This window comes from Asanoa ferruginea, assembly GCF_003387075.1.
Lineage (GTDB): Bacteria > Actinomycetota > Actinomycetes > Mycobacteriales > Micromonosporaceae > Asanoa > Asanoa ferruginea.
In genome coordinates, this window is record NZ_QUMQ01000001.1 from 7,933,853 (window position 1) to 7,952,519 (window position 18,667).

Genomic DNA, 18,667 nt, shown 5'->3' on the forward strand with positions numbered 1-18,667 from the left:
AAGCTCCCTCATGTGACCACCCCGTCGTGGGCAGGGATCAGCGACCGGAGCGTCTCGTCCCAGCTCACGTGCCCGCGCCGGGCCCGCACGGCGGCGAGCGCGTCGAGCACGTCGCGGTCGAGCCGGATCCAGCCGGTGCCGGGGAAGTACTGCTCGATCATCTGCCGCCAGACCAGCACCGGCAGCTCGTAGGTGGCCGTCTGGTCCCATGGCACGGGCTCGACCGCGAACCCGGTCGCACCGGGCACGAAGACGGTGCCGGAGAACAGCAGGGTCAGCGGCACCGACCCGGCATGCAGCGCGTGCAGGTAGGCCGAGCCGACCACGTCGAGGTCGTAGGTGCACGGCAGGGCGAGGTCGACCTCGGTGGCGCCGGCGAAGCCGGGCACGGTGGTGTCGCAGCGCAGCCACGGGAACGAGCGCACGGTGTCGACCCAGCGCTCCCGGCCGCCGAACAGCCCGCGCAGCGCCTCGCCCTCGGCGTCGTCGTAGCCGCGCCGCTGCGGCTCGACCCGCACCTGGCAGCGCAGCACCATCGCGTGCACCCGCCGGCCGGCGTCGTCGTCGATCCGCAGCTTCGCGGTCAGTTGCGGTGTCACGGCGTGCGGCTCGGCGACGATGTCGCGAACAGAAAAACGCAGACTCATGCGCCAACCTCGCTTCGCGAAGTCGGGCATAAGCCCGCGGCCACTGAGCCGAATGATTCGCTCGCAAGCTCGCTCATCCGTCGACGCTCCGCTCGTCGACCAGCGCGAAGAAGGCGGCCAGCGCGGCCCGCGCCTCGGTGCCGCCGTCGAAGCCCCGCCAGCCCTGCCGCAGCGTGCCGACCAGCTCGTAACAGACGTCGATCGGCACCAGGTGGCACGAGCCGGAGTGGGCGGCGCCCGGCGTCGGGCGCCGCACCAGCAGCGCCTCCACGTCGGGGCGCAGCGTCGCCAGCCCCGGGTGCGCGGCGAGCACCCCATCCCAGCCAGCCATCGGCAGTTCCGACTCGGTCGCGCCGGCCGGGCCCGGGTAGAAGGCGACGAGCCGCTGCTGCACCGAGTTGAAGAACAGGAACGCCAGCCCGACCGGGATGTCGAGCGCGTCGAACGCGGGACCGTCGACGGCGACGTCGGGGAACCGCAGGTAGCGGTCCGGCACGGCGCGGTAGCGCTGGTCGGCGTCGCCGGCGAAGAGCAGGTAGCAGGGCCGGCACGCGCACATCAGCGCCCGGCCCTCGAGGTGCACCACGTGCGCATGCTGGTCCGTGACCGGCTGGGCGCACAGGTCGCAGCGCTCCCCCGCGACCCGCGGCGCCGGCCGGTCGCGGCTGATCCGGCGCAGCGCGCCGAGCGGCGGGCTCACGAGGCCGCCGGCCCGACCCGGCTGAACAACGAGTCGACCGGGATGACCGTGCCGGCCGACCGCTCCGGCTCGACCATCTCGATGGTCACCACCTCGGGTGCGGCGTCGGCGATCGCCGACTCGACCGAGGCCTTCAGGGCGCCCGAGGAGCAGCCGCTGGCGGTCATGCGTACCCGGGCGATCCCGTCGCGGGTGATCTCGATGAGCGTGGCCTCGCCGCCGGGCGCGACCGCCGCGAGCGCGTTGGCCACCCGGGTCGACGCGCTCTCCGGGTGCAGACCGTGCACCAGCAACAGGCTGGAGACCAGTCCGTCGGCGGCCAGCGCCTCGAGCACGTCGTCACCGAGGGCGTCGCGCTCGTGCAGCAGTTCGAGCAGCCGTTCCAGGCCCGCGCCGTAGAGGTCGACGACGAGCCGGACGAGTTCCTCGGCCCGTTCGCGGGCCACCGCACCGCCGGCCGCGCTCGCCGTGACCAGTGCGTCGATGCGGTCGCCGGCCGCCGCCCAGTCGGACTGGGCGGCGGCCGGGATCTGCGATTCCACTGTGGTCACTCGGCGCCGGCCGTCTGCGTCGGCGAGTGCAACATCTCGAGCTTCTTGCCATCACCCAGATACATGTGTACGCCGCACGGCAGGCACGGGTCGAAGCTGCGTACCGTGCGCATGATGTCGATGCCCTTGAAGTGCTCCCGGTCGTTCTCCTCGAAGATCGGCTGACCCTGCACCGCGTCTTCGTAGGGGCCGGGCGTGCCGAGGCTGTCCCGCGGGCTCGCGTTCCACGGCGTCGGTGGGTAGGGGTGGTAGTTGGCGATCTTCCCGTCCCGGATCACCATGTGGTGCGAGAGCACGCCGCGCACCGCCTCGGTGAACCCGCAGCCGACACCGTCCTTGGGCACGTCGAACTTCTCCCAGGTCTTGGTGCGGCCGCCGCGGATCTCGACCAGCGCCTGCTCGGCGAAGTGCAGCGCGCACGCGGCCGCGTACGCCTGGAAATAGGTCCTTGCCCTGTTGCGCTCCAGCGTGTTGCTCCACTGGGGAATGTGCCACTCCAGCTCGACCGGGCCCTTGAGGGCGGTCTTCGGGAGGTTGATCTTCACGCTGCGCCCGGTCGACTGCACGTAGCCGATGTCGACGAGGCCGGCCAGCGCGGTCGACCAGAGCCGGGCCAGCGGGCCGCCGCCGGTGTCCAGCGCGAGATAGTCCTTGCCGTCATACCACCGGGGCGACATCACCCAGCTGTAGTTGTTGTCCAGGTCGCGCTTCTGCGGCTGCGGGTTGGTGTGCTGGTTCCACGGGTGGCGCCGGTCGACCGGGTTGCCGAGGGGGTCCTCGGTCACGAACATCTCCTGGCCTTCCCAGTCCTGGTAGTAGGACGAGCCGAGCAGGATGCGGATGCCCAGGTTGATCCGGACGAGGTCGGTGGTGACCAGCTTGCCGTCGACGACGACGCCGGGGGTCACGTACATCTTGCGACCCCAGTCCGTCATGTCCTTGTATTCGAAGTTGCAGTGCTCGGGGTCCTGGAAGGAGCCCCAGCAGCCGAGCAGGATCCGCCGGTTGCCGACCATCTCGTAGCCGGGCAGCGCCTCGTAGAAGAAGTTGAAGAGGTCGTCGTGCATCGGCACGACCTTCTTCATGAACTCCACGTAGCGCATCAGCCGGCTCAGGTAGTCGGTCATGAGCTGGATGGTCGCGACCGTGCCGACGCCGCCCGGGTAGAGCGTCGAGGGGTGCACGTGGCGCCCCTCCATCAGGCAGAACATCTCCCGGGTCATCCGGCTGACCTGCAACGCCTCGCGGTAGTGGTCACCCGTGAACGGGTTGAGGGCGCGCATGATGTCGCCGATGGTGCGGTAACCGTGGGCTCCGGCGTTGGGCGACTCCGTGCGGTTGGCCATCTCCAGCACGCCGGGGTTGGTCTCGGCGACCATCTTCTCGCAGTAGTCGACCCCGACCAGGTTCTCCTGGAAGATGTTGTGGTCGAACATGTATTCGGCGGCCTCGCCGAGGTTGACGATCCACTCGGCGATGGCCGGCGGCTTGACCCCGTAGGCCATGTTCTGCGCGTAACACGAACAGGTGGCGTGGTTGTCGCCGCAGATCCCGCAGATGCGACTGGTGATGAAGTGCGCGTCGCGGGGATCCTTGCCCTTCATGAAGATGGAGTAACCGCGGAAGATCGAGCTGGTGCTGTGGCACTCGGCGACCACGCGCTGGTTGAAGTCAATCTTGGTGTAGATACCCAGGCTCCCGACGATGCGGGTGATCGGGTCCCACGCCATGTCCACCAGGGATTCGGTGCCCTGGCCCGCAGCGCGCTGCGGTTGCGTCACCGTCATCGGTTCGGCCTCTCTCGTCGGATCACCAGGTGCGCTGCGCGCCGGTGGTCAGTTCGCGGCCGCGCTTGCGCCACTTGGGCTCGCGGTCGAGCGTGTGAGTTGTGATCTTGCGGAGGCGGCGCATCGTGTTGCCGTAGGCCGCGACCGTGGTCGAGGAGAGCTTGCCGCCGGGCGGCTCGTCCATGAACGGCATGAACTTGTCGGGGAAGCCGGGCATCGTGCAGCCGATGCAGATGCCGCCGACGTTGGGGCAACCGCCGATGCCGTTCATCCAGCCGCGCTTGGGCACGTTGCACATGACCGCCGGGCCCCAGCAGCCGAGCTTGACGATGCACTTGGGCGACCCGTACTCGGTCGCGAAGTCGGCCTGCTCGTAGTAGCCGGCACGGTCACAGCCCTCGTGCACGGTGGCGCCGAACAGCCAGGTCGGCCGCAGCGCGTCGTCGAGCGGGATCATCGGCGCCTGGCCGGTCGCCATGTAGAGCAGGTAGACCAGCGTCTCGGACATGTTGTCGGGCTGGATCGGGCAGCCGGGCACGTTGACGATCGGGATGCCGGCCTTCGACTTCCAGTCCCAGCCGAGATAGTCGGCCACGCCCATGGCGCCGGTGGGGTTGCCGGCCATCGCGTGGATGCCGCCGTAGGTCGCGCAGGTGCCGGTCGCCACGATCGCGGTGGCCTTCGGCGCGAGCCGGTCGAGCCACGAGCTCATCGTGATGGGCTGATCGGTCGACGGGTTGTTGCCGAACCCGGTCCAGTAGCCCTCGCTGTGCAACTCCTCGTTGGCGATCGAGCCCTCGACCACGAGCACGAACGGGTCGAGTTCGCCGCGGTCGGCCTTGAAGAACCACTCCAGGAAGTCGTCGGCACCACCGTTGGGGCCGCACTCGAAGTCGATCAGTGGCCAGTGGACGGCGACCTTGGGCAGACCCGGCAGCGCCCCGAGCGCGATCTCCTCGATGCTCGGCTGGGTCGCGGCGGTCAGCGACACCGAGTCGCCGTCGCAGCTCAGGCCGGCGTTGATCCAGAGAACGTGGATGAGGGTGTCCTCGGCCTTGATCGCTTCCTCTGTCGGCATGGTGTCCGCCTTCCCGAGCGCGTCCGGCGTCGCTGAACGTACTTAGCTCGGTGCTCAGAGTAATATCGGACCTAGGCCTCAAGAGGGCGCAACGCTGACAAATCTCGAATGGACGGAGCCGCGTGCACGAGCTGTCGATCACCCAGAGCGTGGTGGACGAGGTCCGCTCCCGCGCCGGGGAACGGCGGGTGCACCGGGTCCGGCTCGAGGTCGGCGCGCTGACGGCCGTCGTACCCTCGTCGATGCTCTTCTGCTTCGACCTGGTCACCGCGGGGACCGTCCTCGAAGGCGCGGCCCTCGACATCGACGTCACCCCCGGCCGCGCGGCGTGTCGTTCCTGCGGCGTGTCGTTCGACCTGCCCGATCCCGTGCTGCTGTGCGCGTGCGGAAGCGCCGACGTGTCGGTGCTCGCCGGCCGCGAGTTGAAGATCGTCTCGATGGAGGTGGGTTGACCGGTGTGCGGAACCTGCGGTTGCGCTGATGATTCGGGCTCTCATGAGCACGTGACCCTCGAACAGAACGTGCTGGCCAAGAACGACGCGATCGCCCGCGACAACCGGGCCTGGCTGCGCAAGCGCGACGCGGTGGCGCTCAACCTGATGAGCTCACCCGGCTCGGGCAAGACCACGCTGCTGGAGCGGACGCTGACCGCGCTGGCCCGCAGCCGCCCGGCCGCGGTCATCGAGGGCGACCAGGCCACCTCGCTCGACGCCGAACGCCTGCGCCGCACCGGCGCGCCGGTCGTGCAGGTCAACACCGGCGCCGGTTGCCACCTCGACGCGGCCCTGGTGCGCTCGGCCCTGACCCAACTCGACCCGAAGACCGGCTCGGTGGTCTTCGTGGAGAACGTCGGCAACCTGGTCTGTCCGGCCATGTTCGACCTGGGCGAGCAGCGCAAGGTCGTCGTCATCTCGGTGACCGAGGGCACCGACAAGCCGCTGAAGTATCCCTACATGTTCGCGGCCGCCGACCTGGTCGTGGTCAACAAGCTCGACCTGCTCCCCTATGTCGACTTCGACCTCGAGTTGTGCGTGAAGCACGCGCGGTCGGTCAACCCTGACCTGACGCTGCTGACCCTCTCCGCGACGACGGGCGAAGGCCTGGACACGTGGTTGAACTGGGTGGCTGCCCAGTAGCTCCTTCTAGCGGAACAGTCGCAGCGGGATGGCGTCGGCCATGGCCTTCATGCCGGCGTCGTTGGGGTGCAGGTGGTCGCCACTGTCGAATCCGGGCAGCATCCGGCCGGGCTGCGCCGGGTCGCGCACGGCCCGGTCGAAGTCGATCACCGCGTCATACTCGCCGCTGGTGCGGATCCACGCGTTCAGCGCCTGCCGCTTGGTCTCGTTGGCCGGGGTGTAGTAGCCCGGGATCGTCGTGTCCTGGAACGGCGTCAGCGTCGCGCCGTAGATCCTTAGGCCGCGCTCGTGGGCCCGGGCGATGAGCTCGCGGTGCCCGAAGATCAGGTCGTCGGTGCTGACCGCTTCGCTTTCGGGCGAGATCGACCCGGGTTGCCCGATGTCGTTGATGCCGAGCAGCACGATGACGTGGCGGGCGCCGGCCTGCGCGGCCACGTCGCGGTCGAAGCGGGACAGGGCGCTGTCGCCGAAGATCGGGCCGAGGCCACCGAAGGGTGGGTCCGGGAGCGTGTTGCCGTCGTAGAGCAGGCGGTTGCCGCCGATGCCCTTGTTGACCACGCCGACGTCGCGCAGCGCGCGGTCGGCGTGCAGCCGCCGGGCGAGGAAGTCGGGCCAGCGGTGGTTGGCGTCGACGGTGGTGACCGCGCCGTCGGTGATCGAGTCGCCGAAGGCGACGACGCTGCCGGCCCGGGCGTTGCCGGTGACGCTGACGCCGGACAGGAAATACCAGGAGGTGGTCTCCTGTGCGCCGGCAAGGTTGGCTTCCCGGGTGGCGTCGCCGGTCGCGATGAACGTGCGCTGGAAAGCCGAGCTGTGCTGGGTGGCGGCCGGCGTCGACCGGGGCAGGAAGATGCTGATCACGAGGTCGGTCTGTGCCGGCACGGCCAGCCGGACGGGGTCGCTGAGCGCCGGGGCGCCGCGCGGGATGGTGAACTCGGTCCGGCCGCCGAAGGTCAGTGGCCGGTCGGTGCCGGCTGCAATCGCCGAGCCACCCGCGCTCCTGGCGACCCGGGCCGCGCCGATCGTCAGCGGGCCCGCGCCGTACTCGTTGGACAGCCGCACCCGCAGCGCCGCTCCACCTGTGCTGACGTGGACGACCTGGCGCACCGTCTGGTTGTCGAAGGTCGTCGCGGGCTGCGGCGGCGTCGCCGCGCCGGTCACCGCCGTGCCCCAGGTGCCGACCCAGGCCGTGCCCGTGCCGGTCGCGTCCGCCGAACCGGCCAGGGTCAGCGTCGTCACGAGGGCCGCGGTGAGCAGTGTGAGGAACCGTCGCATGTGTCCCACCCCACTCCAGACAGTGACGCTTGTCAACTTGTTGGGCTGGGGGATCATGGCCGGATGACGACGTTCGACGAGGCCGTGCGGCTGGTCGGAGCTTCCGGCTCGTCCGCCGCCGCGGATTTTCTGATCGCCGAGCTGAGCTCCGCGGAGCAGCGGTGGCTGCTCGACGGCGACCTGCCGGTGCGGGCCGCCATCCGGCTGCCGGCCCTGGTCAAGGCGGGCCCGGTGGTCGCGGGCGCGATCCCCCGGCTCGGCATCCCAGGCGTCCGTTTCTCTGACGGCCCGCGCGGCGTGGTCATCGGGCGTTCGACGGCGTTCCCGGTGACGATGGCCCGGGCGGCGACCTGGGACCCGGAGCTGGAGGAGCGGGTCGGGCTCGCGATGGGCCGCGAGGCCCGTGCGGCGGGCGCCAACTATTCGGCGGCCGTGTGCGTCAACCTGTTGCGCCACCCGGCCTGGGGCCGGGCCCAGGAGTGCTACGGCGAGGACCCGGTGCTGACCGGCCGGATGGGCGCGGCCCTGACCCGCGGCCTGCGCCGCAATGTGATGGCATGCGTAAAGCATTTCGCACTCAACTCAATGGAGAATGCACGATTCATCGTCGATGTTGTGGTCGACGACCACGCCCTCCACGAGGTCTACCTACCGCACTTCAAGACGGTGCTCGACGCGGGCGCGGAGTCGGTGATGACCGCCTACAACTCGGTCAACGGCGCGTACGCCGACCAGAACCCGATCCTCCTGACCACCATCCTGCGCGACGAGTGGGAATTCACCGGCTTCGTCACCAGCGACTGGGTGTGGGGCACGCACGACCCGGTGGCCGGTCTGGCGGCCGGCCTCGACATCGAGATGCCGCTGCGGATGCACCGGGCCCGCACACCGCACCTCCCGAGCGATCTCGTGCTCCGCTCCGCACGCCGGATCCTCGCGACCACCCTGCGCCATTACGCCTCCCGCGACCCCGAGGAGCCAACCCCGGACCCGGCCGCACAGCAGGCGCTGGCCTACGAGGTCGCGGTCCGCGGTGCCGTCCTGCTCCGCAACGAGCCGGTGGGTGGTCCGCCGCCGCCCGGCGGCAAGCCGGTGGGTGGTCCGCCGCCGTTCGGCGGCGAGCCGGTGGGTGGTCCGCCGCCGTTCGGCGGCGAGCCGAAGGCCGATGGTCCGCTGCTCAGCAGTGAGCCGGCGGCTGATGGCCCGCCGCTCCGCGACGGACCGCTGGCCGATCGCCCAATGGACCGCAACGAGCCCACGACCGGTCTGCCGCTGTTGCCGTTGCCGCCGTCGGTCCGGCGGGTTGCGGTCTTTGGCCGGCTCGCGACCGCCGCCAACCTTGGCGACCGCGGCTCGTCGCGGGTCGATCCGCCTTCGACGTCGTCGCCACTCGACGGCCTGCGCGCCGCGTTGCCCGATGCCTCGGTCGTGCATGCCACCGATCCGGCCTCGGCCGCCGACGCCGACGTGGCGGTCGTCGTGGTCGGGATGGGGCCGGCCGACGAGGGCGAGCGGATCACCAACGACAACCCCGACGCCTTCGCCTTCCTCGGCTTCCCGTTCACCCTCCGGCCGGTGCAGCGGCTGGCCGCCATGATCACCCGCTGGGGAGCGGCCCGGCTCAGCCCCGGCGGCGATCGCCGTTCGCTGACCCTGCACCGGCACGAAGAGGAGCTGATCACCGCCGTCGCGGCGGCCAATCCGCGCACCGTGGTGGTCGTCATCGGCGGCAGCGCGATCATCATGACCGCCTGGCAGGATCGCGTGCCGGCCATCCTGCTGGCCTGGTATCCGGGCATGGCCGGCGGCCGGGCGATCGCCGACATCCTCACCGGCGCGGCCGAGCCGGGCGGTCGCCTGCCGGTGGCCATTCCCACGCGCGCCGACCACCTGCCGTTCTTCGACCCGGACGCGCGCCGCATCGAATACGACGCCTGGTGGGGCCAGCGGAAGCTGGACCGGGACGGCCGCCGGGCGGCGTACCCCTTCGGCTTCGGTCTGGGCTACACCACCTTCGCGCTGACGCTGGTGTCGCATGTGGATGATGTCGCGACGGTCCGGGTCAGGAACACCGGCGCGCGCGCCGGATCGACCGTCGTCCAGGTGTACGCCGTAGCGGACGCCATGCCCCAGCTCGTCGGGTTCCGCCGGGTCGCACTGGACACGGGCGCCGAGACCGAGGTGGACGTCGCCCTCGACCTCACGCCGACGCTCGAGCGCGACCCGGCCACCCGCACGTGGTCGCGGCGCCCCGGCAACTGGCGCATCGTCGCCGCCGAGCACAGTCCACATGCGTTCGACGAACTGTGACCGCGTATGTGCCTGCGACCGGGCCGCCGATAGCCTGAGCCGATGCTGTACCTGTTCTGGGCTGGGTGGGGCCTGATCGGCGGGCTGATCGTCGAGGCGCTCGACCTGTCCGGCGCGATCCGGCGGGCCGGCACCTGGCCGTGGCGCCGCCGGGGCGAGCCGAAGCTCGGTCCCTACCTGGTCGCGGTCGTGCTGCGGGTCGGTGCGGGCGCCGGGCTGGCGGCCGGGCTGGGCGGCGAGGGGCAACTCGGCGGGCCGTTGAGCGCGCTGGTCGTCGGAGCGGGTGCGCCGCTCATCCTGGAACGGATCACCAAGCAGGCCCTCCTGACCGTGGCGCCGTCCAACGACGACGGACCGGCCGCGGCCGCCGCCCGGCCACCGGCCAGCCGCCGGGCACCGCGAACAAGACGGGTCGACGTCACCAGGTCGGAGGACTGACGAGATGTCCGTCCGCGACTTCGTCCACGATGTCCTGGCCAGCGTCGCGCGGGTCGACGAGCCGTTCACCCGGGCATCCGCGGCTCGGCCGCTCCCGGCGTGGCTGGTGAGCCTGACCCGGACCAGCCGTGCCTTCGCCGGTCGGTCCGGCGCGGTGGGCGGGTGGCCGGCCGATCTGTCCGCGGCCGTCACCCGCGACACGCCCGCGTTCGGGCACACCGCCGGCCGGCGCGTCCCGCTACGGATGCCGGCCCGGGGTGGTCTCGCCGTCGCCATGGCCGTGGTGGTCGCGATGCTGGTCGTGCCGACCGCGTTCGCGTGGGGACTGCGGGACAGCGTCTACGAGCCGGGCGGCGTCGGCGGCCCCGCACTCCCGACGGCGAGCCCGCCTCAGGTCGACGTGCCACCGGACCCAGGGTTCCAACCGAAGTACGACACCCGGATCGTCATCCCGGGCGCCGACGCCGGCAAGCCCCGAACCACCCATGTCGACCTCCACCAGGGCGTGATCCGAGCCGCCGCGCGAGACCTGACGGTCGAAGCCAGAGGGACCACCACCACGATCACGGCCGCGCGTCAGATCGCGGGCGCGAACCTGTCACCCGACCAGGACCAGCCCGCCGACTGCCTCCGGGCGATCGAGGCCGCGCCGTTCGCCGGCGGCCAGCCCGTCTCGGGAAAACGCGGCGGGCGCTTCTGCCTCCACCTCCCGGCGACCGACGAGTCCCTTAGCCTCGTCGTCCACATCACCGTGGAAGATGTGGGAGCCGATGGCTCGCTCACGCTCCGCCTGGTCGCGTGGACCGTCACCGCACCAATCGCGTTCAGCGCCTCGACCAGCCTGCCGATGTGCGCAACCCTGACCGGCACCGGCACCCGGCCCGCCGACGGCGAGGTCGCCCTCTTCGTCCGGTCCGCGGCCGACCTGGGGTATTACTACGAGCAGGTGGTCACGTTCGACGTCCGCGGCCGATGGACGGCGACGGTCAGGCTCGGCGGCCCGGAGGATGTCGGAAGGGCGTTCGTTCTCGCGGCGGTCGCGGTGACCCCGGCCGAGGCCGCTGCTCTCCAGAGCACCGCTGGCGGCCCATCCGCCGTGCCCACCCTGCCCGGCGAAGTCCTGGCTCAGCGGCAGGTCATCCGGACCGCCGACGCCGGCACCTGCTGACCGCCCATGCCGATCCGGAGACCGGCCGACCACGGGGTGTTCGTCTACGGCTCGCTCATCTCACCCCAGGACATCACCGGCGTGCTGGGCAAAGAGGCGGGTGTCGACCACGGCCTCGCGACGCTGTCCGGCTGGCGACGGACCTGGAACGTCTGCACCGACAACACGACCTCGCGCAAGGTCCGCTACTACACGCCCGGTAGCGAGGAGCGCCCGCCGGTGCAGGTGCTGTTCCTCAACCTGGAACGGGCCGCCGCGGCCACGGTCACCGGCTACGTCATCGTCGTCGACGCGCACCGCCTCGCGGCGCTGGACGCCCGCGAGGGCAACTACGACCGGGTCGTGGTGACCGACCAGATCACGATGCGCGCCACGGCCAGGCCCAACGTCGTCTGGACCTACGTCGGTAAGGCGGACCGGGCTGCGACAGCGCGCGCCGCCATCCTGCGCGGGTCGGCCCGGATCCGGAAGGAATACCTAGACACGGTGGTCGAGGCTTTCGCCGGGAACGACGACCTGACGGCCGAGTTGGAGCAGATCACCCGGCCGCCGCCGGCACCGGTCGAAAGCCTCGACCGCGTCGCCGAGGGCTAGGGCAGGCTGTCGCCGGGGAAGCTGCGGACCGGGTGGGCCGTGTAGGTGAAGACGCCCGCGACCACGCCCGGGTCCTCCTCCATCAGCGCGACCGTCGCGTCGAGGTCGCGGTTGAAGATGCCGATGCCGCACACGTCGGTGTCGTCGGCGACCGGGCAGACGATGCTCAGGTCGCCGTCGGCGCGCAGGCCGAAGTTGCGCCGGCCGTGCTCCCAGATGATCGGGCGGGCCTCGGGCGTGCCGTATTTCGGGCCCGCGTGCAGGATGACCGTCGTGTAGGTCTTCGTGGTGGTCATGCCGGCGCGCATCTCGTCGTCGCTGACGTAGGTGGTCACGGTGCCTCCGGAAATTCGGTTCGGAACGCTGTCGAAGACCGCGACGCGGCTCCGACCTCCGGGGTGAAGCGAACACGACCGGAGGGAACTTGCGCAATGAGTAAAACGCGTGCGGGGCGGAAGGAATGGGTGGGACTCGCTGTCCTGGCCATGCCGTCATTGCTCGTCTCAATCGATCTGTTCGTGCTGCTGCTGGCGGTGCCGCGGCTCAGCGGCGACCTCGCCGCCAGCAGCACCGAGCAGCTCTGGATCATCGACATCTACGGGTTCCTGCTGTCGGGCTTCCTGATCACCATGGGCGCGGTCGGCGACCGGCTCGGCCGGCGGCGGCTGCTGTTCGGCGGTGCCGCCGTGTTCGGGGTGGCCTCCGTGGCCGCCGCCTACGCTACGGACCCGATCATGCTGATCGTGGCCCGCGCACTGCTCGGCATCGCGGGCGCGGCCCTCGGTCCGACGACGCTCGCCCTGATCACCGGCATGTTCCGCGAGCCGAAGCAGCGGGCCACCGCGATCGGCGTCTGGCTGATGTCGCTGATGGGCGGCGCCGCGATCGGCCCGGTCGTCGGCGGCGTGCTGCTCGCCAACTTCTGGTGGGGCTCGGTCTTCCTGATCGCCGTACCCGCGATGGTCCTGCTCCTGACCCTCGGCCCGGCGCTGCTGCCCAAGGACGAGCGCACCGGCCAGGAACCCGAGGCGCCGCTCGACCTGGTCAGCGTCGCGCTCTCGCTGGCCGCGATCCTGCCCAGCGTCTATGGCATCAAGGAACTCGCCCGGCACGGCTTCGAGCCGGTTCCGGCCGCCGTCCTCGCCCTGGGCGTGCTGGTCGCGGTGCTCTTCGTCCGCCGCCAGCAGACCCTCGACAACCCGCTCGTCGACTTCCGGCTGTTCGCCAAGCCGACGTTCCGCACCGCGCTCGGCAGCATGTTCGTCAACACCATGCTGCCCGGCACGACGATGGTGCTGATCACGCAGTACCTGCTGCTCGTCGCCGGCTACGCGCCGCTGCACGCGGGGCTCGCGATGCTGCCGGCCGTCGCCGCCGGGATCGTCTCGACCCAGGTGGCGCCGCTCGCCGCCCGCCGGATCCGGCCGGCGCCGCTGATCGCCGGTGGGCTCGTCGTCTCGGTCGCCGGGCTGCTCCTGCTGGCGGCAGCCGGCGACCCGGCCACCGTGATCACCGGGTTCGCGCTGTTCAACATCGGCGCGGGGCCGCTGGTCACGCTCGGCACCGGGATCGTGGTCGGTGCGGTGCCGCCGGAGAAGGCCGGGTCCGCCGCGTCGCTGGCCCAGACGGCCAACGAGTTCGGCTTCGCCCTCGGTGTCGCGGTGCTCGGCAGCGTCGCCGCGGCCGTCTATCGCGCCGCCGCCCCGGCCGGCGCCGGTGACTCACTGGCCACCGCGCCGGCGGGGCTGCTCGACCAGGCGCGGGCCGCGTACACCGATGGCTTGCATGTCGTCGCCGCCATCAGCGCCGTCGCCATCGCGATCACCGCGGTGGTCTGCCTGCGGACGCTGCGACAGCTCCCGCCCGTGGGCCAGGAACGAGCCCAGGAGCGGGAACTCGAACTACAGCAGTGACATGTGTACGTGGTCCGTATGGTCGCTGTCGCCGCTGTAGGACTTCCAGCCGGTGGCCGGGAACCAGATGCGTTTGTACCAGATGACGTAGAGGATCCCGAGCGCGTCGGCGTTGCGGACCAGGAAGGCGGCCAGGTTGTTGCCGTACACCTTCATGTCTCTGTTGGATGCGCTGGCGAAGCCACTCTTCAGCAGCGACCAGTCGCAGGCGCGGCCCTTCGGATGCTCGTAGGGCCCGCCATTGCGGTGGCAACCGACGAACCGGTTGAATCCGGCCCGCTTGACCTCCTGGTAGGCGTGCATCGTGCGGGGCGTGATGCAGCCGCTCGTGGTCGGGTCCTTCACGCTGCACGACTCGTCCGGAAAGCTGCCGTCGGCCGAGCGCGGCGCCGGGCGGGCCTTCGGCGAGGTCGCCACCACGTCGCCGCCGGTGAGCAGCAGGCCACCGACCTTGTCGAGCTCCTTCTCGGCGGTGCGCTTCTGCTTGGCCATCGAGTCGGCGGCGGCCTTCTGCTCGGCCACCACGGCGTCGATCTCCGCCTTCGCGTTCGCGACCTGCCGCTCGGCCTCGACCAGCTCGTTCAGCTTGGCGGCGTTGTACTGGTTGAGCCGCTCGAGGACGGTCGCCTTCTCCAGGAAGCCGCCGCCCTCGCTCGTCGAGTTGAGCATCGCGACCATCGGCGTGAGCCGGCCGGCCCGGTAGGACTCGGTGGCGAACTCGGCCACCTGCGGGCGCAACTGCGCGACCTTCGCCTCGGCCTGCCGCACTTGGACGTCGAGTTGGAGTTGGCGCTTGCGCGACCTCTCCAGCACGTTCTTCGCCTTGACGTATTGCTTGCCGGTCGACTCGAGCACGTCGCCGAGCAGCGGGACCGCCTTCTCCTTCGGCGCGGGCGGCGTCGTCGGCGTCGGCGAGGGGTTGGGCGCGGCGTAGCTCACGCCGGGTGGCAGCACGGCGACCGTTGCGGCGGCGACCAGGGCCAGGGCAGTTGCGAGCCAGCGTCGTCGCGCGGCGGTCATACTCGTCGTTTCCCTCCGTCAAACCGCGCACGAGCATACCCAAGGGAGATCCCGTCGCAACTGGTGCACAAAGCGACAGGCCAGTCGCCAACCGTTATCAATGCGAGTCACGGGGTACGCGGTCGCCACTTCCGCCGGTCAGAAAGTCCAGATCCGCACCAGTTTCCGCGCCGCGAACTGTATCGACGTAGAGCTTTTCCCAGCCGCGGGTCGGCCGGGCCAGCGCGGCCACCATCGCGGGCGCGGGTTCGCGGGCCGCGAACTCGGCCGCCGGGATGTCGACGTCGATCCGCCGCCTCTCGACGTCGAGCACGATCGGGTCGCCGTCGCGCACCTTCGACAGCGGGCCGCCGGCCGCGCCCTCGGGCGCGACGTGCAGCACGACCGTCCCGTAGGCGGTGCCGCTCATCCGCCCGTCGCAGACCCGCACCATGTCACGCACGCCCTGCTGGAGCAGCTTGCGCGGCAGCGGCAGGTTGGCCACCTCCGGCATGCCCGGGTAGCCCTTCGGCCCGCAACCGCGCAGCACCAGCACCGAGTCGGCGTCGACGTCGAGAGCCGGGTCGTCGATCCGGTGGTGCAGGTCTTCGACCGAGTCGAAGACGACGGCCCGGCCGCGGTGCTGGAGCAGCGCCTCGGTCGCCGCCGCCGGCTTGATGATCGCGCCGTCGGGCGCCAGGTCGCCGCGGAGCACCGCGATGCCGGCGTCGGCCATCATCGGCAGGGTGCGCGGCCGGATCACTTCGGGGTCGTGGATGGTGGCGTCCTCGAGATACTCGCCGAGGGGCCGGCCGGTCACCGTCAGCGCGTCGAGGTCGAGCAGGTCGGAGATCTCGCGCAGCACGGCCGCCAGGCCACCGGCGCGGTGGAAGTCTTCCATCAGGTGCCGGCCCGCGGGCTGGAGATCGACCAGCAGCGGGATGCCGTGCCCGGCCCGGTCGATGTCGTCGAGGGTCAGCGGCACGCCGAGCCGGCCGGCGATCGCGAGCAGGTGCACGACCGCGTTGGTCGAACCGCCGAGCGCGCCGAGCGCCACGATCGCGTTGTGGAACGAGGCCTTGGTGATGATCTGACTCGGTCGCCGGCCCTCACGGACCATCTCGACCGCAAGGCGCCCGGACTCGTGCGCCTGCGCCAGCAGCCGGCTGTCGGGTGCCGGCAGACCGGCGGTGCCCGGGAGCGTCGTGCCGAGCACCTCGGCGAGCAGGCCCATCGTCGAGGCCGTACCCATCGTGTTGCAATGCCCCTTGCTCCTGATCATGGCCGACTGCGACGCCTGGAAGTCGCGGTTCGACAGCGTGCCGGCCCGGACCTCCTCGGAGAGCCGCCAGACGTCGGTGCCGCAACCGAGGGGCACTCCCCGGAACGTGCCGGTGAGCATCGGGCCGCCGGGCACGACCAGCGCCGGCAGGTCGACCGAGGCGGCGCCCATCAGCAGCGACGGGATGGTCTTGTCGCAGCCGCCGAGCAGCACCACGCCGTCGATCGGGTTGGCCCGGACCATCTCCTCGATGGCCATCGCGGCCATGTTGCGCCAGAGCATCGCGGTCGGCCGGACCTGCGTCTCACCCAGGGAAACCACGGGCAGATTCAGGGGTACGCCGCCGGCGGCCCAGATGCCGTCGGAGACGCTCCTGGCCACCTCGGTGAGGTGCATGTTGCAGGGCGTGAGGTCGGACGCGGTGTTGGCGATGGCGATCTGCGGCTTGCCGTTGAACGCCGAATCGGGTGAGCCGCGGCGCATCCAGGCGCGGTGGATGTAGGAGTTCCGGTCCTGGCCGGCATACCACGCGTCGGAGCGGAGGGGGGCAGGCATACTGCCCATTATCAAGATTCGCCTGATCGGGTGGCAGGGGGTGGCCGTGCGCGCTTTCGTCGTCGTCGGGCCGGGCCGGGCGGAAGTCCGCGACGTGGCTCCTCCGGTACCCCGGATCGGCGAGGTCATCGTCGATGTCGAGCGGGCCGGCGTGTGCGGCACCGACGCCGAGTTCTACTCGGGCCACATGGCCTACCTGCACACCGGCGACGCCGCGTACCCGATCAGAATCGGTCATGAATGGTGTGGGGTCGTCTCCGCGGTCGGCGCCAGCGTTGACAGTTCGTGGGTGGGCCGGCGGGTCATCGGCGACACCATGCTCGGCTGCGGCGAGTGCCTGCGGTGTCTGAGCGGGCGGCAGCACCTGTGCGCGGACCGCTTCGAGATCGGCATCCGGGGCGGCTGGCCGGGGGCCTTGGCCGAGCAACTACCGGTGCCGGTGCGGGCGCTGCACCCACTGCCCGACTCGGTCGATGCGACGTTGGGCGCCCTGGTCGAGCCGGGCGGCAACGCGCTGCGGGTGGTCGACGCGGCTTCGGTGACGGCGACCACCCGGTTGCTCGTGCTGGGTCCTGGCACGATCGGCCTGCTGGTGGCGCAGATCGCGGCGGCGCGGGGTGCCGAGGTCCACCTGCTGGGCCAGGATTCGCCGTCGCTGGCGTTCGCGCGCGGGTTGGGGTTCGCACACACCTGGACCTCTGCTGATCTGCCGTCTTCGTTGGCTTTTGACTCCGTTGTCGACGCGACGAATGCGGCCTCGATGCCGGCGTTCGCGGCGCGTCGGGTCGAGCCCGGCGGCCGGGTCGTCTACATCGGCATCGCCGAGGAGGCGTCGCTGGTCGACTCGCGCGACCTGGTGTTGCGGGACGTGACCGCGGTGGGCGTGTTGAGCGCGTCGGGCGGGCTGTCCGGAACGATCGAGCTGTATGCGACCGGCGTCGTGGACCCGCGGCCGCTGGTCGCGGCGACGGTCGGCCTGGCCGAGGCGGCCGACGTGCTGGCCGGCCGGCGCTCCCCCGCATGGGGCGCGGCACCAAAAGTTCACGTCGACCCGCGCCGGTGATCCACAGTTTGCGCGGCTAGGGTGTGCGGCGTGGGTCGGGCCTCGAAGATCTATCGCCATTCTTTGACCCGGTTCCTGGCGTTGGCGGCGCTCGGTTTCGCATTCGACCTTTCGCTGCTGGCCGTGCTGCACGCGGTCACTCCACTACCGACCGCGGCGACGGTGAGCATCGCGTTCTGGGTGACGTACGCGCTGAACTTCGCCCTCAACCGCAAGTTCGCGTTCCACGCGGAGCGGCAGAGTGTGCGGGGCCAGTTGGTGCGGTTCGCGCCGCAGGTCGTGGGTGATTATCTCCTCACCCTGATCGGCGTGACCCTGTTCGGGGCGCTCGGGATGGGCCTGGTCGTGGCCCGGGTGGCCTCGGGCGGCACAAACCTGATCTTCAACTACGTCCTGTATCGCTGGTGGACCTTCCGCCGGCGTCCTTCTGCCTCGCCCGTGTCGCCGCCGCCCGTTGAGCCGGAACTGGTCCTCGTGGACTGACCGCCCCCTCCTTGTCGAGCGGGAACTCGGGCAGTCGATCCCAGACGAGCGTCGTGTCCAGCTCGGCCGCGACCGCGTCGGCCACCACCCGGGCGCCGTGCAGGTGGATGCGGGCACACGAGATCGCGCCGATGAGACCGATCGCGTGGCGGCCGCCCGGCCTTGGCCGCAGCACGCTGCTGGCCGAGGTCGTGCCACGCAACGGGCCGGGCCAGACCTCGGCACGCCAGCCGGAGACCAGGCCGTGGGTCAGGCAGTGCCGCACCTGCATCCACCCGTCCGCGCGCCGCTCCGCCTCGTCGAAGCTGATCGTCTCGATCTCCGGGCGGCTGCTTCCCGTGGGCCGGTTCCAGACCTGGACACCGGGCGCGGCGCTGATCCACTTCGCCGTGTCCGGGAAGTCGGCGGCGGCTCTGCGCCGGAAGTCGGCCAGGGTCGGGTTGTTCATGGAGACGCGCTTGGCGATCTGTCCGAGGCCGTACCCCCGTTGGTGTAACGCGGTGGCCAGGAAGTCCTCGACGAATCCTTCGAACGCGGAGATGACGCCGAGAACGATGGCCGGTGGTAGCGCCGAATAGTTCCCGGCGTTGCCTGCTGTGCGTGGGTGGAGGCTGGCGAGCCGTCGCGGCACCTCCAGCGAGCGAGCGAACCGGTGGACGCTGTCCTGCAAGGCGACCGGGAACGACAT

At 70.9% G+C, this 18,667-nt stretch carries 19 protein-coding genes; 9 read left to right on the plus strand and 10 right to left on the minus strand.

The features are described 5' to 3' along the window. Positions 1-8: 8 nt before the first annotated feature. The 5 genes from DFJ67_RS36995 to DFJ67_RS37015 all read right to left on the minus strand — a co-directional run bounded on the left by DFJ67_RS36995 (position 9) and on the right by DFJ67_RS37015 (position 4,763). Entirely contained in the window at positions 9-647 is a 639-nt protein-coding gene (locus tag DFJ67_RS36995) for a DUF6084 family protein (protein WP_116073604.1), read from the minus strand. A 73-nt stretch (positions 648-720) separates the two neighbouring features. Next, positions 721-1,347 carry a DUF5947 family protein gene (locus tag DFJ67_RS37000; protein WP_116073606.1) on the minus strand — a complete coding sequence of 209 codons (627 nt, stop codon included), beginning with the start codon at positions 1,345-1,347 and terminating at the stop codon, positions 721-723. Continuing rightward, positions 1,344-1,889 carry a NifU-related iron-sulfur-binding protein gene (locus tag DFJ67_RS37005; RefSeq protein WP_116073608.1) on the minus strand — a complete coding sequence of 182 codons (546 nt, stop codon included), beginning with the start codon at positions 1,887-1,889 and terminating at the stop codon, positions 1,344-1,346. Before DFJ67_RS37005 ends, DFJ67_RS37000 begins: the two co-directional genes overlap by 4 nt. A 5-nt stretch (positions 1,890-1,894) precedes the next feature. Further along, positions 1,895-3,685 (minus strand): nickel-dependent hydrogenase large subunit, encoded by a 1,791-nt coding sequence (locus DFJ67_RS37010; protein ID WP_116073610.1) that lies wholly within the window; start codon positions 3,683-3,685, stop codon positions 1,895-1,897. Between the two features lie 22 nt (positions 3,686-3,707). Beyond that, on the minus strand, positions 3,708-4,763 hold the full coding sequence (locus DFJ67_RS37015; RefSeq protein ID WP_116073612.1) for an NADH-quinone oxidoreductase subunit B family protein: 1,056 nt from the start codon (positions 4,761-4,763) through the stop codon (positions 3,708-3,710). Positions 4,764-4,885: 122 nt separating this feature from the next. Here DFJ67_RS37015 and DFJ67_RS37020 point away from each other — a divergent pair, with 122 nt between their 5' ends. Together DFJ67_RS37020 and hypB are read left to right on the plus strand one after the other, a co-directional pair. Next, entirely contained in the window at positions 4,886-5,215 is a 330-nt protein-coding gene (locus tag DFJ67_RS37020) for a hydrogenase maturation nickel metallochaperone HypA/HybF (RefSeq protein ID WP_116073614.1), read from the plus strand. A gap of 51 nt (positions 5,216-5,266) precedes the next feature. Continuing rightward, complete coding sequence (gene hypB / locus DFJ67_RS37025) at positions 5,267-5,899, plus strand: hydrogenase nickel incorporation protein HypB (protein ID WP_116073616.1); 633 nt, start codon at positions 5,267-5,269, stop codon at positions 5,897-5,899. A 6-nt stretch (positions 5,900-5,905) separates the two neighbouring features. Here hypB and DFJ67_RS37030 read toward each other — a convergent pair whose 3' ends face one another. Beyond that, positions 5,906-7,174, minus strand: coding sequence for an SGNH/GDSL hydrolase family protein (locus tag DFJ67_RS37030; protein ID WP_116073618.1), 1,269 nt, complete (start codon positions 7,172-7,174; stop codon positions 5,906-5,908). A gap of 63 nt (positions 7,175-7,237) precedes the next feature. On the opposite strand from DFJ67_RS37030, the gene DFJ67_RS37035 reads away from it, so the two are divergent. The 4 genes from DFJ67_RS37035 to DFJ67_RS37050 are packed head-to-tail and all read left to right on the plus strand — an operon-like array spanning position 7,238 to position 11,684. Then, complete coding sequence (locus DFJ67_RS37035) at positions 7,238-9,484, plus strand: beta-glucosidase (RefSeq protein WP_116073620.1); 2,247 nt, start codon at positions 7,238-7,240, stop codon at positions 9,482-9,484. A 42-nt stretch (positions 9,485-9,526) separates the two neighbouring features. Continuing rightward, positions 9,527-9,922 (plus strand): hypothetical protein, encoded by a 396-nt coding sequence (locus DFJ67_RS37040; RefSeq protein WP_116073622.1) that lies wholly within the window; start codon positions 9,527-9,529, stop codon positions 9,920-9,922. Positions 9,923-9,926: 4 nt separating this feature from the next. Next, positions 9,927-11,090 (plus strand): hypothetical protein, encoded by a 1,164-nt coding sequence (locus tag DFJ67_RS37045; RefSeq protein ID WP_116073624.1) that lies wholly within the window; start codon positions 9,927-9,929, stop codon positions 11,088-11,090. A gap of 6 nt (positions 11,091-11,096) precedes the next feature. Beyond that, entirely contained in the window at positions 11,097-11,684 is a 588-nt protein-coding gene (locus DFJ67_RS37050) for a gamma-glutamylcyclotransferase family protein (RefSeq protein WP_116073626.1), read from the plus strand. Here the strand turns inward: DFJ67_RS37050 and DFJ67_RS37055 are convergent. Continuing rightward, the gene (locus tag DFJ67_RS37055) at positions 11,681-12,019 is read right to left on the minus strand and encodes a hypothetical protein (protein ID WP_203783526.1); all 339 of its coding nucleotides are present in this window, start codon (positions 12,017-12,019) and stop codon (positions 11,681-11,683) included. The two genes, DFJ67_RS37050 and DFJ67_RS37055, sit on opposite strands and share 4 nt — an antisense overlap. Positions 12,020-12,148: 129 nt before the next feature. Here DFJ67_RS37055 and DFJ67_RS37060 point away from each other — a divergent pair, with 129 nt between their 5' ends. Further along, entirely contained in the window at positions 12,149-13,597 is a 1,449-nt protein-coding gene (locus DFJ67_RS37060; protein WP_239097133.1) for an MFS transporter, read from the plus strand. Here the strand turns inward: DFJ67_RS37060 and DFJ67_RS37065 are convergent. After that, a complete protein-coding gene (locus tag DFJ67_RS37065; protein ID WP_116073630.1) occupies positions 13,586-14,617 on the minus strand; it encodes a coiled-coil domain-containing protein in 1,032 nt (343 codons plus the stop codon). The two genes, DFJ67_RS37060 and DFJ67_RS37065, sit on opposite strands and share 12 nt — an antisense overlap. 97 nt (positions 14,618-14,714) lie before the next feature. After that, positions 14,715-16,433, minus strand: a complete 1,719-nt coding sequence (locus tag DFJ67_RS37070; protein WP_116073633.1) for an IlvD/Edd family dehydratase — start codon at positions 16,431-16,433, stop codon at positions 14,715-14,717. 46 nt (positions 16,434-16,479) lie between these two features. Between DFJ67_RS37070 and DFJ67_RS37075 the strand changes: the two genes are divergently transcribed. Together DFJ67_RS37075 and DFJ67_RS37080 are read left to right on the plus strand one after the other, a co-directional pair. Then, complete coding sequence (locus tag DFJ67_RS37075) at positions 16,480-17,496, plus strand: zinc-dependent alcohol dehydrogenase (protein WP_116077090.1); 1,017 nt, start codon at positions 16,480-16,482, stop codon at positions 17,494-17,496. A 30-nt stretch (positions 17,497-17,526) separates the two neighbouring features. Next, positions 17,527-17,979, plus strand: a complete 453-nt coding sequence (locus DFJ67_RS37080) for a GtrA family protein (protein WP_170216148.1) — start codon at positions 17,527-17,529, stop codon at positions 17,977-17,979. Here the strand turns inward: DFJ67_RS37080 and DFJ67_RS42450 are convergent. Beyond that, complete coding sequence (locus tag DFJ67_RS42450; protein WP_147315758.1) at positions 17,879-18,667, minus strand: hypothetical protein; 789 nt, start codon at positions 18,665-18,667, stop codon at positions 17,879-17,881. The two genes, DFJ67_RS37080 and DFJ67_RS42450, sit on opposite strands and share 101 nt — an antisense overlap.